Source organism: Aeromicrobium sp., from assembly GCF_023146395.1.
Classification (GTDB): domain Bacteria; phylum Actinomycetota; class Actinomycetes; order Propionibacteriales; family Nocardioidaceae; genus Aeromicrobium.
Genome location: NZ_JAGLCD010000012.1, coordinates 152,450 through 166,403, shown reverse-complemented (window position 1 = coordinate 166,403; position 13,954 = coordinate 152,450). Strand labels below are relative to the sequence as shown.

Here is a 13,954-nt window from a genome sequence, read left to right as displayed (position 1 = left end):
TCAGGTGCGCCGCACGGCGAACCGCGCACACAGCATCTCCCCGTTGACCCCCGAGTCGAGCAGCTCGAGCTCGACGGGCCCGTCGAGCAGCGGCGCCCCCGAGCCGAGCGTGACCGGCGCGATCGAGACGACGACCTCGTCGAGCAGCCCGGCCGCGGCGAGGTCGGCTGCCACGCCCCCTCCCCCGACGACCCAGACGTCCGCGCCGTCGGCAGCCTCCACGAGCTCGCGGTGCACCTCGGTCACGTCGGCGCAGGTCGCACGCACGTCGGCGCCCTCCGGTGCGACCAGCTCGCGATGGGTCAGGACGAACGTCGGCTGCTCGTAGAACCACGGGTCACCCGACTGCGCGCGGTGCCGCTCGATCCAGTCGAACGTCGACCGGCCCATCACGAGGGAGCCCACGCCGGCCATGAAGCGGTCGTGCGACCACGGGCTGTCGTCGTCGAGCCGGCGCGACAGCAGCCAGTCCAGCGAGTGCTCCTCGGTCGCGATGAACCCGTCGAGGGACGTGGCGGTGACGTAGACGGTCCTGGTGCTGGTGCTGGTCATGGGCTGGGTGTGCTCCTTCGGGCGATCCACTCGAGGGGGTCACCCGCGTCGGCGGGAACCCCGGCGTCGCGCAGCATCGCGCGGACGAGCAGGCGGCGGTGGGCCGAGAACGTGAGGACGTGCGTCACGATGCCGCCGAGGACGAAGCTCTCCGGCGGGTCGCACAGCGCGTCGACGACCCGGTCTCCCCACGTCCCGGCCGACTCCGCGCTGCGGACCATCGCCAGCCAGCGTGCCGCAACCTCGTCGTGGTGGTCCAGCAGCTCCGGCACCTCTCGACGGACCTGGGCCGGCTGGTCGTCTCCCTCGATCGCGGCGAGCCAGACCTCCTTGGCCCAGACGATCGCTCGCAGCACCGCGTCGACCGACTCCTCAGGCCCGTCCCAGTCGAGGACAACCTGCCCGGGGTGGGAGTGGTTCGCGACCACCTCGGTCGGCAGCAGCGCGGCTCGCTCCAGCAGGGCTCGCGTGTCGGCCACGTCGTGGTGCACCTGCAGCTCGAGGACCTCGTGCCCGGCCGTGGCCGAACCGCCCTCGCTGATCCACAGGTGCATCGGCGGGTGGAAGTGCACGCCGTTCGGCGCCGGGAGCCGGTGCGGCGCACCTGCGGCCGTCGCGCCAGGTGGGTGCCCGAACGCTCGGGAGTAGGCGCGCGCGAATCCGTCGATGCTGTCGTAGCCCGCCTCGAACGCGACCTCGGTGACGCTCGCGCCCCGGCCGAGGCGCCACGCGGCGCGCTCCAGCAGGACTCGACGACGCAGCGACACCGGCGGCTCGCCGGCGCCTGCTGCCACCGAGCGGGAGAAGTGGAAGGGCGAGGAGTAGGCCGCTCCGGCCATCGCGTCGAGGCTCGAGCTCTCCTCGTCCAGGACGGCGTCCAGCAGCTCACGCAGGCGGTCGCGTGGCGGGGTCGGCGGCGGGGTCGTCACGGATCCAGTCTCACCGAGGCGGGCCCGTGACCGCCCGACCGTTCTTGCTCACCTGCCGCTCGCCGGGTCCAGCCGTTGACGGCCCGGTTACGGCGTGTCGTCGAAGCTCCAGGTCGTGCCCTCGCGGACCACGCGCGCAGGCACGCCCGCCACGACGGTGCCGGCCGGCACCTTCTGCCCCCGCACCAGGCTGCGCATCGCGACGCACGCGTCCTCGCCGATCTCCACGTGCCCCGTCACGACGGCCTCCCGACACAGCCAGACGTGACGGCCGATCCGGATCCGCGCCCCGAACGGGTTGATCCGGTCGCCCGTGGCGACGTCAGTCAGCCGGTGCATGTCGTCGGTCGCGAGGTACACGTCGGCCGCCCACAGCTGGTCGCCCTCGACGAGGACCGATCCCCCGTTGCGGGCGTCGATGACGGGCTGCCGCGTCGCCACGACGGGACCGTGGAGCACGACCTGCGAGTCGGCGCCGCAGTAGATCTCCCCGGCCGTCAGGACGACCCGCTCCCCGAGGAAGATCGTCGCGCGGTCACCGCCGGCCAGCAGCGAGGTCAGGTGCTCCATGGGCGACCCGATCGCGATCACGACGTCGCGCATCGGGAACAGCGTGAGCTGCTCCAGCACGCGGGGCGGCAGGTACGCGCCCGCGGCCAGGTACAGCGCGTTGTCGCAGTCGTGCCACCACGTCGGCAGGCCCTCGCCGAGCAGCCTCCAGGACTGCGCGTCGATGGCCTCCGCCCGGACGCCCGCCTCACGCAGTCGCTGCCGGTGTGCGTCCTTCATGACCGCATCATCGCGCACGGGCTGCCGTCACCCGGCGAGCACTCCCGCCGGGTCGGCGAGCAGCGCCTCGAACGCCGCCTCGGCCGCGCCCAGCAGCACCGAGTCCCGGCCGAGCGCCGGGCGCGTGAGACGCACCTGGGCTCCGGGCGCCGCCATGACACCGCGGCGCATCGCCGTGAGGATCTGGGGCTCGACCAGCCGGTGCAGCGAGGCCAGGTAGCCCCCGAGCACGACGACCTCGGGATTCAGGAGGTTGACGACGTTCGCGAGCCCGTGACCGACGTGCCGGGCGATCTCGTGCAGCGACTCCGACGGGCCGTCGAACGCGTCCAGCACGACGTCGAGCGTCGGCACGACATCGGCCGGTGCGCCGATCGCCCGCGCGATGGCCACGGCACCGATCTCGGTCTCCCAGCAGCCGCGATTGCCGCAGTGGCAGTGCCGCCCGTTCGGGTCGTAGGACATGTGGCCCATCTCGCCCGCAAACCCGCCCGCACCACCCAGGGGTCGACCGGCGGTGATGACCCCGGCACCGACACCGACGTCGCCGGAGACGTACACCAGGTGGCCGACGTCGACGCCGGCACCGCGCACGTGCTCGGCGAGCGCGCCGAGATCGGCGTCGTTGGCCAGCACGTGGGCCACGTCGAGGTCGAGCCGTTCGCGCACCAGCTGCTCGAACGGCACCTCGTGCCAGCCCAGGTTCGGGGCGAACAGCACGACCCCGTCGGACTGACGGACCACGCCCGGGACGCTGATGCCGATGCCCACCAGCGAGGACTCCGGCGGCGCGTCCGCGCGCACCGTGGCCACGAGGTCGACGATCGTCTCGGCGACGTGTGCCGGAGCAGGCTCCGGGGGCAGGTTCACCCGGGTGCGCACCTCGACGTCGCAGCCGAGCCCGACCCGCCCGACGACGACCCGGTCGACCCCCACGTCGATCGCGAGGACGTACGCGCGGCGCGAGACGACCTCGAGCCCGGCCGACGGCCGGCCTGCGCCGCTGCGGGACGTCACGGGCCCGGAGCTGCGCACCAGCCCCAGCTCCTCGAGCGTGGCTGCCAGACCGCCGATCGTGCTGCGGTTGAGGGCCATCTGGGTCGTGAGCGACGCCCGGGTCGTGCGGCCGGTGCGGTGCACCGAGCGCAGGACCGTGCCGAGATTGTGACGCCGCACGGCCTCCTGGTTGGTCCCAGTGCCCGTGCGCGTCACGCCGGGCACGTTAGCCCACGCCGGCGGCCGAGCGCCGACGCCGGGACACCGCGTCGACCGCGGCCGCGAGCAGCAGGACCGACCCGGTGACCACGAAGTTGATGTAGCTCGGCTGGTCGAGCAGTCCCAGGCCGTTGGTGATCGTCGCGATCACGAGGCCACCGATCACGGCGTCACGGGCCTTGCCACGCCCCCCGAACAGGCTGGTGCCACCGATCACGGCGGCACCCACGGCGTACAGCAGCGTGTTGCTGCCGCCCGAGGACGCCGAGACCTTGCCGGCGTTGGAGGCGGCGATGATGCCGCTGATCGCCGCCATCGACGAACCGATCATGAATGCCTGGACCCGGATGCGATCGACCGCGATTCCGGCCCGGCGGGCTGCCTCACGGTTGCCGCCGACGGCGTACAGGTGCCGGCCGAACGTCGTCCGGGTCAGCACGTACGTCCAGAAGATCAGCAGGAAGCCGACCAGGGGCAGCACCCACGGGATGCCCTCGATCGGGAAGTTCGGGTTGCGGCTGCGGTTGGCGTTGAGCACGGCGGTCAGGCCAAGCACCACCACGGCGAGACCGACGATCTTGACGACCACGACGCTGAGCGGCAGGTGCTGCAGGCTCTGACGCACCTGGTGGCGGTGCCGCAGCAGCGACAGCGCGGCGTAGACGGCCACGACGCCGCCCGCCAGGGCCCAGCCGCCGACGACCGACACGTTGTCGATCGAGATGCCGCGGATGACGTCGTCGTCGACGCGGACCGATCCGCCCTCGCCGATCATGCGGAGCAGGGCGCCCTGCAGGCCCAGGAAGAACGCGAGCGTGACGACGAAGGAGGGAATCCCGAGCTTGGCGACCAGCAGGCCGATGACCAGGCCGATCACGGCACCGGCGGCGATGCCCGCGAGAACGGCCACGGGCCAGCCCTGACCCTGGTCGCGGATCATCAGCGCCATGACCGCCGCCCCCGTCGCACCGGTGAACCCGGCCGACAGGTCGATGTCGCCCAGGAGCAGCACGAAGACCAGGCCCATCGCGAGCACGCAAATCGCGCCCGCCTGGGTGATGAGGTTGGCGATGTTGAGCTCGGTGAGGAACGTGTCGCTCGCGAGGCTGAAGCCGATCACGAGGGTCAGGAGGCCGAGCGTCGCCGGGAGCGCGCCCATGTCGCCGCCGCGGAGGCGGGTCAGGTAGTCGCGGCCGGCCTCGCGCAACCCGGTGGCGCTGTGGGCGTCCGACGCGAAGTCGGACCCGGCGAGCCCGGAGGTCGGGGTCGTGTCGGTGGACATCTGGTTCCTGCTCTCGAGGTCGAGGGTGGGCGGATCAGGCGTGCGTGGCGGACGGGGCGAGACCGAGGTCGCCGCTGCGACCGGCCGTGATGAGCTCCACGACCTGCCCGTGCGTCACGTCCTTCGTGGCGACGTCGGCCGCGACGCGACCCAGGTAAAGCGCCGTGATGCGGTCGGCGACCTCGAACACGTCGTTCATGTTGTGCGAGATCAGCACGACACCCAGGCCCTGGTCGGCCAGCCGGCGCACGAGGTCGAGCACCTGGCGGGTCTGCGCCACTCCGAGAGCCGCCGTGGGCTCGTCGAGCAGCACGACCTTGGAGTTCCAGAGCACCGCCTTGGCGATCGCCACGGTCTGTCGCTGCCCGCCGGAGAGGCTGGCCACGCCCTGGCGCACCGACTTGACCGTGCGGACCGACAGCGAGGCGAGCGTCTCGCGGGCTCGCTGCTCCATCGTCGACTCGTCGAGCGCGGGACCCTTCGTGAGCTCGCGGCCCAGGAACATGTTCTCGACGATGTCGAGGTTGTCGCACAGGGCGAGGTCCTGGTAGACGACCTCGATGCCGAGCGCGGCGGCCGCCTTGGGGCTCGTGATGTGGACCCGCTTGCCCTCGAAGTACTGCTCGCCGGAGTCGGCGGCGTAGATGCCCGCGACGGTCTTGACCAGCGTCGACTTGCCGGCGCCGTTGTCGCCGACGAGAGCCGTGACCTGGCCGGGGTGGACGGCGAAGTTCACGTCGTGCAGGACGTGGACGGCGCCGAAGATCTTGTTGACGTTGCGCAGCTCCAGGAGCGGGGTGCCGGTCATGCGGGCCTCCGAGACGGGGGTCAGGGGTGGGGGCGAGGGGCGGGAAGGGCGCGAGGTGCTCCGTCCCCCGAGGCGCGCGTCGCGCCTCGGGGGACGGAGCGGGGTGACATCAGGAGATGCCGGCCGCCTCGCAGAGGGCGGCGAAGTCGCCCGCGCAGACGTCCTCGGCCTTGGCGCCGCCGTCGTCGATGACCGACTTCACGTTGTCCTTGGTGATGGACTCCGGCGTCAGCAGGATCGAGGGCACGTCACGGTCGCCCTCGGAGTCCTCGGTCGTGCCGTTGGTGTCGGCGTCCTCGCCCTTGACGAGCGCGATCGCCGCGTCGGCCAGCGCGCCCGCCTCGAGCTTGGCGGACTTGTAGACCGTCATGCACTGGGTGCCCGCGAGGATGTTCTGCAGACCCTCGACGGTGGCGTCCTGACCCGTGACGGGCACCTGGCCCGCCTGGCCGTTCTTCTCCAGGATCGAGATGACCGAGCCCGCGAGACCGTCGTTGGCCGCGTAGACGCCCTGGACGTTGCCGCCGGCCTGCGTGTACAGCTGCTCGAAGATCGTCACGGCCTGCTCGTTGTCCCAGTCCGGCACGGCCTGCTCGCCGACCTTGGTGTAGGACGTGATCGGGTCGAGCACGCTGTGCGCGCCGGCCGAGAACAGCGTCGCGTTGTTGTCGGTGGGGCTGCCGTTGAGGTAGACGATGTTGGCCGACTCGTCACCGAGGCAGTCCGCCAGTCCCTGACCCTGCAGCTCGCCGACCTTGGTGTTGTCGAACGAGACGTAGTAGTCGGCCGAGCCCCCGAGGGTCAGACGGTCGTAGTCGATCGTCTTGACGCCCTGCGAGGCCGCCTTCTCCTGGATCGCCGCACCGGAGTCGGAGTCGAGGTTGACGATCGCGAGGACCGTGACGCCGTCGGCGATCATGCCGTCGGCGATCGTGGCCATCTTCTCGGCGTCGCCCTCGGCATTCTGGATCGTGTAGTCGACGTCGGCGTCCTTGAACGCCGCCTCCAGCGCGGGCCGGTCGGCGCTCTCCCAGCGGACCGAGGACTTGGTGTCGGGCAGGATGACGCCGATCTTGCCGTTCGACGCGTCACCGCTCTCGCCGCCGTCGTCACTGCCGCAGGCCGCGAGCGACAGCGTCGCTGCCATCGCGACGGCCACCATGATGTTGCGCGTTCGCTTCATGCGGACGCCTCCTAGCTCTGTGGTGCGAGTGGGATGTCGGGCCCGCGGAACGGAGCTCGACGTGAATTGTTGTGTCGCACAACATATGCAGGTGATCGGGGTCACGTCCAGTGTTTCGGACACATTTCCTCCGCGAAGTTCCCCGCCGAGGCCCGCCGGGCCCGCTAGACCCAGGTCGCCGGGCGGGCCACGACATCGGCGAGCGCCCGGTGCGCGGCGCCCGTCGCGGCGGCGGCGTGGTCTCCTCGGGCGACCGTGACCTGCACGGGCTTCCAGCGCGACCCGATGACCCGCGCGTCCAGGCGCGCCCGGATGGCCTCGATCGTGGCCGGGTCGAGCGCGGCGAGGTGACCGCCCAGCACGACCGAGGAGATGCCCACGACGTTGACGACGCTCGCGAGGGCGACGCTGAGCGCGTGCGTGACCTGCTCGACCGCGGCGACACAGCGCGGGTCGCCGGCCGCCGCCCCGGCCGCGAGTCCGGTGGCGACCCGGTCGCGGGGCAGGCCCGACACCTCGGCCACGGCGCGCAGGCCCACGTACTGCTCCAGACATCCGGTCGACCCGCAGCCGCAGGCCGGGCCCGAGGGGTCGACGCACACGTGCCCCAGCTCCCCCGCGGCCCCGTGCTCACCCGCCACGACGCGGCCACCCGACACGATCGCGCCCCCGACCCCGACCGCGGCCGAGACGTGGACGAAGTCGGTCCACGGCCCGAGTCGCCCCGGCCGCGGCTCGGCCTCCACGAGGGCGGCCATGTCCGCCTCGTTCGCCACCAGCACGCGATGGCGACCCCCGACCGAGGCCAGGATCCCGGCGACGTCGACGTCGTTCCACCGCAGATTCGGGGCGCGCAGGAGACGACCGTCGTCGTCGACGATCCCCGGCAGCGCCACGCCGACGCCCACGAGGCGCCGCCCCTGGAGCCCGCGACGCACCTCCCGGGCCTGGTGGGCCAGAGCGTCGAGCACGGACTCGGCGTCCCCCGCACTGGAGCCCACGACGCGTTCACCCACGACCCGGCCCCGCAGGTCGACCGCCCGGACGAGCAGCCGGTCGGTCTCGACCGCGAGACCGAGCCCCACGATCCCGGTGCCGGGCAGCAGCCCCTTGGCCGGGCGGCCCCGTGCCCCCTGCGACCGGTCGACCTCGTCGACCACGCGGGCCGCCACGAGCTCGTCGACCAGGCGCCCGGCCGTCGCCCGCGTCATCGACAGCTCGGCGGCGAGGTCGGCCCGCGAGGGCGGGACCTCCGCACGGCAGACCGCCGCGACGATCGCCGCGAGATTGCGCTCCCGCAGGCTCGACTGGCGCACCGCGACGGGCGCGGGTGCGCTCCAGGGCGTGGCACCCGGCTCGACCATGCGTTGACAGTACCGGACCGAGCGACTTAAGTTCACTCATCAAACTAATCTCGAGGAGCTTCTCATGACGGTCCGCCGCCCCACCCCCGACGACCGCTTCTCCTTCGGTCTGTGGACCGTGGGCTGGACCGGCACCGACCCCTTCGGCTCGGCGACGCGGCCGGCGCTCGATCCCACCGAGTACGTCTCCCGGCTCGCTGATCTCGGCGCCTGGGGCATCACGTTCCACGACAACGACGTGTTCGCCTTCGACGCCGACGAGGCGGAGCGCGAGCGCGCCGTCAGCGCGGTCAAGGACGCGGCCGACGCCGCGGGCCTCGTGATCGAGATGGTCACCACCAACACGTTCAGCCACCCCGTGTTCAAGGACGGCGGGCTGACCTCCAACGACCGCGGCGTGCGGCGGTTCGGCCTGCGCAAGGTCCTGCGCGCGGTCGACATCGCCGCCTCCGTCGGCGCGTCGACCTTCGTCATGTGGGGCGGCCGCGAGGGCTCGGAGTACGACGGCTCGAAGGACGTCCACGCCGCCCACGAGCGGTACAAGGAGGGCCTCGACACTGTCGCGGGCTACATCAAGTCCCAGGGCTACGACCTGCGGATCGGCCTGGAGCCGAAGCCGAACGAGCCGCGCGGCGACATCTTCCTGCCGACCGCCGGCCACGCGTTGGCGCTCATCTCCGAGCTCGAGCACGGCGACATCGTGGGGCTCAACCCGGAGACGGGCCACGAGCAGATGGCGAACCTCAACTACACGCACACGCTGGGCCAGGCCCTCTGGCACGACAAGCTGTTCCACATCGACCTCAACGGCCAGCGCGGCCTCAAGTACGACCAGGACCTCGTGTTCGGCCACGGCGACCTGATCTCGGCCTTCTTCACGGTCGACCTGCTCGAGAACGGCTTCCCGGCCACCCCGGACGGTCCGCGCTACACGGGTCCGCGTCACTTCGACTACAAGCCGTCGCGCACCGAGCACATGGACGGCGTCTGGAAGTCGGCCGAGGCCTGCATGAGCACCTACATCGCCCTGGCCGAGAAGGCGACGGCGTTCCGGGCCGATCCGCGCGTCCAGGAGGCCATGGCGCACGCCGGGCTCTTCGAGCTCGCCGAGCCGACGATGGCGCCCGGCGAGACGGTGGCCGACCTGCTGGCCGGCGACGACGACTTCGACCCCGAGGTCGCGGCCGAGCGCGACTTCGGCTTCGTCGCGCTCCAGCAGCTCGCCGTCGAGCACCTCGTCGGCTGACGTGACGCTCGTCGCCGGCGTCGACTCCTCGACCCAGTCCTGCACCGTCGTCGTGGTCGACGCCGCGGACGGTCGGGTCCTGCGGACCGGCCGGGCGCCGCACCCGGACGGCACCGAGATCGACCCGGAGCACTGGTGGCAGGCCCTGACGGACGCGATCGCCGCGGCGGGGGGGCTCGACGACGTCGCGGCACTCTCGATCGGGGGCCAGCAGCACGGGCTCGTGGCGCTCGGCAGCGACGGCGCCGTGCTGCGCCCGGCCCTGCTCTGGAACGACACACGCTCTGGACAGGCGGCTGCCGATCTCGTGCGGGAGCGAGGTGCGCAGGCCTGGGCCGAGGACACCGGCACGGTGCCGGTCGCCTCGATCACCGCGACCAAGCTCCGGTGGATGGCCGATCACGAGCCAGAGCTCGCCGCGCAGATCGCGGCGGTGGCGCTCCCGCACGACTGGCTGACCTGGCGACTGCGCGGCACCGGCCGCCTCGACGACCTGACGACCGACCGGTCCGACGCCTCCGGCACGGGGTACGTCGACACCGCGGGCCACTACCGCCGCGACCTCCTGGCGCACGCCCTGCGCCGCGCCGATGCCGACGCGATCACGCTGCCCCGCATCCTGGCTCCGTCCGAGGGGCAGAGCGCCGGACGCCTCGTGCTGGGCCCCGGCTGTGGCGACAACGCCGGGGCCGCCCTCGGCCTGGGTCTGCGGCCGGGCGACACGAGCATCTCGATCGGGACGTCGGGCGTGGTCGCGACGGTCGCCGAGGACGCGACGCACGACGCGTCCGGGCTCGTGGCCGGGTTCGCCGATGCGACCGGCCGGCACCTCCCGCTCGCGGCCACGCTGAACGGCGCGCGGGTGCTCGATGCCACGGCGCGCCTGCTCGGGGTCGACCACGACGGCCTGACCGCCCTGGCCCTCGCCGCGGAGCCGGGCGCGGGCGGCCTCGTGCACGTCCCCTACCTCGAGGGCGAGCGGACCCCGAACCTGCCCGGGGCGTCCGGCTCGCTGCACGGCATGAGCCTGCGGTCGATGACGCGTGAGAACCTCGCTCGCGCCGCGGTCGAGGGACTCTGGTGCCTCCTGCACGGCGCGCTCGACGCCGTGCGGGCGCAGGGCATCACGATCGAGACCGTCACGCTCGTGGGTGGCGCCGCCCGCTCGGCCGCCGTCCGCGAGGTGGCACCGTCGGTGCTCGGCCTGCCCGTCACGGTGCCCCCGCCGGGCGAGTACGTCGCGATCGGCGCCGCACGCCAGGCCGCCTGGGTGCTGGCGGGCGGCGCCGAGCCCCCGGCCTGGGCCCTGGCCAGCACCACGGTCGTGACCGGCGAGCACCGGCCCGAGATCGCCGATCGCTACCGCGCGTCGGCCGCCGCGTACGTCCAGCGGGTCGAGGAACGATAGGTCTGCCCCGGTCGCAGGACGACGTCGACGCCCGGCCGGTGCGGCCCGTCGGGCACCTGCTGGGCCTCGATCGCCACCCCGCCGGCGGAGCCGCCGGTGTACACCTGCACGCTCGGCCGGTCGCTCAGGACCTCGACGCGCCGGGAGCCGTCGGCCGCGGCGAGGGACGCCATGACCCGGGCGTCGTGACCTGGCACGAGCCAGGCGTGGTCGAACCCGCTCTCGCGGCTGACGCTGACCCCTCCGCGCAGGTCGAACGGTGTGCCGTCGACGGGCGCCGATCCGGGCAGCGGGACGCCGCGCTCGTCGACCGGGAGGTACAGCTCCGCGGGCACCGTGACGACGGGCTCGGGCCCCAGGTCGAAGTACGGGTGACTGGCCAGGCTGACGACCGTCGGCGCGTCGGTGACGGCCGAGAGGACGACGTCGACCGATGCGTCGTGGAGCCGGTACTCGGCCGTGGCGACGAGCCGGCCGGGAAAGCCCTGGTCGCCGTCCGGGCTCTCCAGCCGCAGCACCAGCCGGTCGGGCGCGCGGTCGACGACCTCCCACGTGCGCCGGTCGAAGCCACCGGCTCCGCCGTGCAGCGTGGAGGAGCCCTCGTTCGCGTCGAGCCGGTGCTCCACGCCGTCGATCGTGACGACCGCGCCCGCGATGCGGTTGGCGTACCGGCCCACGACAACACCGCAGTACGGCGCCGCCGCGGCCACCCGGTCCGTCGGCGCCCGCGAGACCACGAGGCTCGCACCGGCGCCCGGAGCCGGCACCCAGGCGTCGACCGCCGCACCATGGTCGAGCACCGACATCCGGGCCCCGCCGGGACTGGTCAGCTCGAAGCGTTGCACGACCGCGACGCTACTCCCCCGGCCGGTCCACCAGCGCCGCGAGCGCGGCGGGCGCCTGGCGGCAGTAGGAGTCGGTCAGCAGCTCGGCGAGCTCGGCCAGGTCGGTGCCCTCGTCAAGGATGAGACCGACCGCGTCGGAACCCCAGCCACCCACCCGGAACCGAGGGCCGCCCAGGTGCACGAAGGCCGCGACCTCATCGGGATCGGCCCGGAACGTGACGCGCAGCAGCTGGTCCTCGCCGCCGAACACGTGGGCCACCGTGGCGCCCCGCACGCGCCACCGCGTGCCGGCCCAGGCCGCCTCGGCCACGCACTCGGGGAAGGCCGCGCAGATCGCGTCGATGCGCTCGACCCACTCGTCAGGGACCTCGGACCTCGCCACGGCTCCCACCCTGCCAGCGACCACCGACAGCGCGAAAGCGGGAGCCACCGTGTCCTCGCGGCCGCCACGTCTCAGCGCGGGGTCGAGGACACGCAGCCCGGACGACCCGGTCGGGAGGTGACCTGCTCGTCCATCGCGGGGCGGGAGGTGACCTACTCGTCGATCAGCACGATCGATGGACGAGTAGGTCACCGCTCGATGACCGCTCGCTGCCAGCGGGAGCGACGCAGGGCCCCGGACCTGTCGGTCCGGGGCCCTGCGTTCAGCGTCGGTGGCTGGGGCTCAGAAGCCCATGCCGCCCATGTCGCCCATGTCGGGCGCGCCGCCACCGGCGGGGACCGGCTCCGGCTTGTCGGCGACGACGGCCTCGGTCGTGAGGAACAGCGCCGCGATGGACGCCGCGTTCTGCAGCGCCGAGCGCGTGACCTTGGCCGGGTCGATGATGCCCGCGGCCAGCAGGTCGACGTACTCGCCCGTGGCAGCGTTCAGGCCGTGGCCCGGCTCCAGGTTGGCGACCTTCTCCGCGACGACGCCGCCCTCGAGACCGGCGTTGACCGCGATCTGCTTGAGCGGGGCCGACGACGCCTTGCGGACGATGTTCGCGCCCGTGGCCTCGTCACCCTCGAGGTCGAGCTTCTCGAACGCGACCTTGGTGGCCTGGACGAGCGCGACGCCGCCACCGGCGACGATGCCCTCCTCGACGGCCGCCTTGGCGTTGCGCACGGCGTCCTCGATGCGGTGCTTGCGCTCCTTGAGCTCGACCTCCGTGGCCGCGCCGACCTTGATGACGGCCACGCCGCCGGCCAGCTTGGCGAGACGCTCCTGGAGCTTCTCGCGGTCGTAGTCGGAGTCGGAGTTCTCGATCTCGGCCCGGATCTGGCTGACCCGGCCGGCGATCTGCGCCTCGTCGCCGCCGCCCTCGACGATCGTCGTCTCGTCCTTCGTGGTGACGACCTTGCGCGCGGTGCCGAGCAGCGTGATGTCGGCGTTCTCGAGCTTGAGACCGACCTCCTCGCTGATGACCTCGCCACCGGTGAGGATCGCGATGTCGGTCAGCATCGCCTTGCGGCGGTCACCGAAGCCGGGGGCCTTGACGGCGACCGACTTGAAGGTGCCGCGCATCTTGTTGACGATCAGCGTCGCGAGGGCCTCGCCCTCGACGTCCTCGGCGATGATGACGAGCGGCTTGCCCGACTGCATGACCTTCTCCAGGACCGGCACGAGGTCCTTGATCGAGCTGATCTTGCTGTTGACGATGAGGATGTAGGGGTCCTCCAGGACCGTCTCCATGCGCTCGGGGTCGGTCACGAAGTAGCCCGACAGGTGACCCTTGTCGAAGCGCATGCCCTCGGTGAGCTCCAGGTCGAGGCCGAACGTGTTCGACTCCTCGACCGTGATGACGCCCTCCTTGCCGACCTTGTCCATGGCCTCGGCGATGATGTCGCCGACCGTGGTGTCGGCGGCCGAGATGGACGCGGTGGAGGCGATCTGCTCCTTGGTCTCGACGTCGACGGCCATCGCGAGCAGCTGCTCGCTGACGGCGGCCACGGCGGCCTCGATGCCCTTCTTCAGGCCCATCGGGTTGGCGCCGGCGGCGACGTTGCGCAGACCCTCGCGCACGAGCGCCTGGGCCAGGACGGTGGCCGTGGTGGTGCCGTCACCCGCGACGTCGTCGGTCTTCTTGGCGACCTCCTTGACGAGCTCGGCGCCGATCTTCTCGTAGGGATCCTCGAGCTCGATCTCCTTGGCGATGGAGACGCCGTCGTTCGTGATCGTGGGGGCGCCCCACTTCTTCTCCAGGACGACGTTGCGACCCTTGGGGCCGAGCGTGACCTTGACGGCGTCGGCGAGCTGGTTCATACCGCGCTCGAGGCCGCGCCGGGCTTCCTCGTTGAATGCAATGGACTTGGCCATGGTGCTGTCTCTCCGCGTCAGTTGCGTGGATGGGGAT

13 protein-coding genes are annotated in these 13,954 nt (G+C 72.4%); 2 read left to right on the top strand and 11 right to left on the bottom strand.

Annotated elements, in window-relative coordinates; all coding sequences use genetic code 11:
- From KAG51_RS10655 to KAG51_RS10620, 8 genes are all read right to left on the bottom strand, one after another.
- Positions 1-552 carry a dihydrofolate reductase family protein gene (locus KAG51_RS10655; protein ID WP_290583447.1) on the bottom strand — a complete coding sequence of 184 codons (552 nt, stop codon included), beginning with the start codon at positions 550-552 and terminating at the stop codon, positions 1-3.
- Positions 549-1,481 (bottom strand): helix-turn-helix domain-containing protein, encoded by a 933-nt coding sequence (locus tag KAG51_RS10650; protein WP_290583445.1) that lies wholly within the window; start codon positions 1,479-1,481, stop codon positions 549-551. The genes KAG51_RS10655 and KAG51_RS10650 overlap by 4 nt, the downstream gene beginning before the upstream one ends.
- Before the next feature lie 87 nt (positions 1,482-1,568).
- Positions 1,569-2,270 (bottom strand): hypothetical protein, encoded by a 702-nt coding sequence (locus tag KAG51_RS10645; RefSeq protein WP_290583443.1) that lies wholly within the window; start codon positions 2,268-2,270, stop codon positions 1,569-1,571.
- Between the two features lie 27 nt (positions 2,271-2,297).
- Positions 2,298-3,482 (bottom strand): ROK family protein, encoded by a 1,185-nt coding sequence (locus KAG51_RS10640; RefSeq protein WP_290583441.1) that lies wholly within the window; start codon positions 3,480-3,482, stop codon positions 2,298-2,300.
- A 10-nt stretch (positions 3,483-3,492) separates the two neighbouring features.
- Complete coding sequence (locus KAG51_RS10635) at positions 3,493-4,767, bottom strand: ABC transporter permease (RefSeq protein WP_290583439.1); 1,275 nt, start codon at positions 4,765-4,767, stop codon at positions 3,493-3,495.
- A gap of 34 nt (positions 4,768-4,801) precedes the next feature.
- Positions 4,802-5,575 carry an ATP-binding cassette domain-containing protein gene (locus tag KAG51_RS10630; RefSeq protein ID WP_290583437.1) on the bottom strand — a complete coding sequence of 258 codons (774 nt, stop codon included), beginning with the start codon at positions 5,573-5,575 and terminating at the stop codon, positions 4,802-4,804.
- Positions 5,576-5,684: 109 nt separating this feature from the next.
- The gene (locus KAG51_RS10625) at positions 5,685-6,758 is read right to left on the bottom strand and encodes a substrate-binding domain-containing protein (RefSeq protein ID WP_290583435.1); all 1,074 of its coding nucleotides are present in this window, start codon (positions 6,756-6,758) and stop codon (positions 5,685-5,687) included.
- 164 nt (positions 6,759-6,922) lie between these two features.
- Entirely contained in the window at positions 6,923-8,122 is a 1,200-nt protein-coding gene (locus tag KAG51_RS10620) for an ROK family transcriptional regulator (RefSeq protein ID WP_290583433.1), read from the bottom strand.
- Between the two features lie 64 nt (positions 8,123-8,186).
- Here KAG51_RS10620 and xylA point away from each other — a divergent pair, with 64 nt between their 5' ends.
- Both xylA and KAG51_RS10610 read left to right on the top strand, forming a co-directional pair.
- Positions 8,187-9,368, top strand: a complete 1,182-nt coding sequence (xylA, locus tag KAG51_RS10615) for a xylose isomerase (protein WP_290583431.1) — start codon at positions 8,187-8,189, stop codon at positions 9,366-9,368.
- A 1-nt stretch (position 9,369) separates the two neighbouring features.
- Complete coding sequence (locus KAG51_RS10610) at positions 9,370-10,776, top strand: FGGY family carbohydrate kinase (RefSeq protein ID WP_290583429.1); 1,407 nt, start codon at positions 9,370-9,372, stop codon at positions 10,774-10,776.
- Here the strand turns inward: KAG51_RS10610 and KAG51_RS10605 are convergent.
- The 3 genes from KAG51_RS10605 to groL all read right to left on the bottom strand — a co-directional run bounded on the left by KAG51_RS10605 (position 10,728) and on the right by groL (position 13,917).
- Positions 10,728-11,621 (bottom strand): aldose epimerase family protein, encoded by an 894-nt coding sequence (locus KAG51_RS10605; RefSeq protein ID WP_290583427.1) that lies wholly within the window; start codon positions 11,619-11,621, stop codon positions 10,728-10,730. The genes KAG51_RS10610 and KAG51_RS10605 overlap by 49 nt on opposite strands.
- 10 nt (positions 11,622-11,631) lie before the next feature.
- Positions 11,632-12,003, bottom strand: a complete 372-nt coding sequence (locus KAG51_RS10600; RefSeq protein WP_290583425.1) for an MmcQ/YjbR family DNA-binding protein — start codon at positions 12,001-12,003, stop codon at positions 11,632-11,634.
- A gap of 282 nt (positions 12,004-12,285) precedes the next feature.
- Positions 12,286-13,917, bottom strand: coding sequence for a chaperonin GroEL (groL, locus tag KAG51_RS10595; protein ID WP_290583423.1), 1,632 nt, complete (start codon positions 13,915-13,917; stop codon positions 12,286-12,288).
- Positions 13,918-13,954 lie beyond the last annotated feature (37 nt).

Excerpts from the sequence above, each read along its gene's own strand:
- KAG51_RS10655 (WP_290583447.1), bottom strand. The coding sequence starts at position 552 with ATGACCAGCACCAGCACCAGGACCGTCTACGTCACCGCCACGTCCCTC.
- KAG51_RS10645 (WP_290583443.1), bottom strand. The coding sequence starts at position 2,270 with ATGAAGGACGCACACCGGCAGCGACTGCGTGAGGCGGGCGTCCGGGCG.
- KAG51_RS10635 (WP_290583439.1), bottom strand. The coding sequence starts at position 4,767 with ATGTCCACCGACACGACCCCGACCTCCGGGCTCGCCGGGTCCGACTTC.
- KAG51_RS10630 (WP_290583437.1), bottom strand. The coding sequence starts at position 5,575 with ATGACCGGCACCCCGCTCCTGGAGCTGCGCAACGTCAACAAGATCTTC.
- KAG51_RS10625 (WP_290583435.1), bottom strand. The coding sequence starts at position 6,758 with ATGAAGCGAACGCGCAACATCATGGTGGCCGTCGCGATGGCAGCGACG.
- KAG51_RS10620 (WP_290583433.1), bottom strand. The coding sequence starts at position 8,122 with ATGGTCGAGCCGGGTGCCACGCCCTGGAGCGCACCCGCGCCCGTCGCG.
- xylA (WP_290583431.1), top strand. The coding sequence starts at position 8,187 with ATGACGGTCCGCCGCCCCACCCCCGACGACCGCTTCTCCTTCGGTCTG.
- groL (WP_290583423.1), bottom strand. The coding sequence starts at position 13,917 with ATGGCCAAGTCCATTGCATTCAACGAGGAAGCCCGGCGCGGCCTCGAG.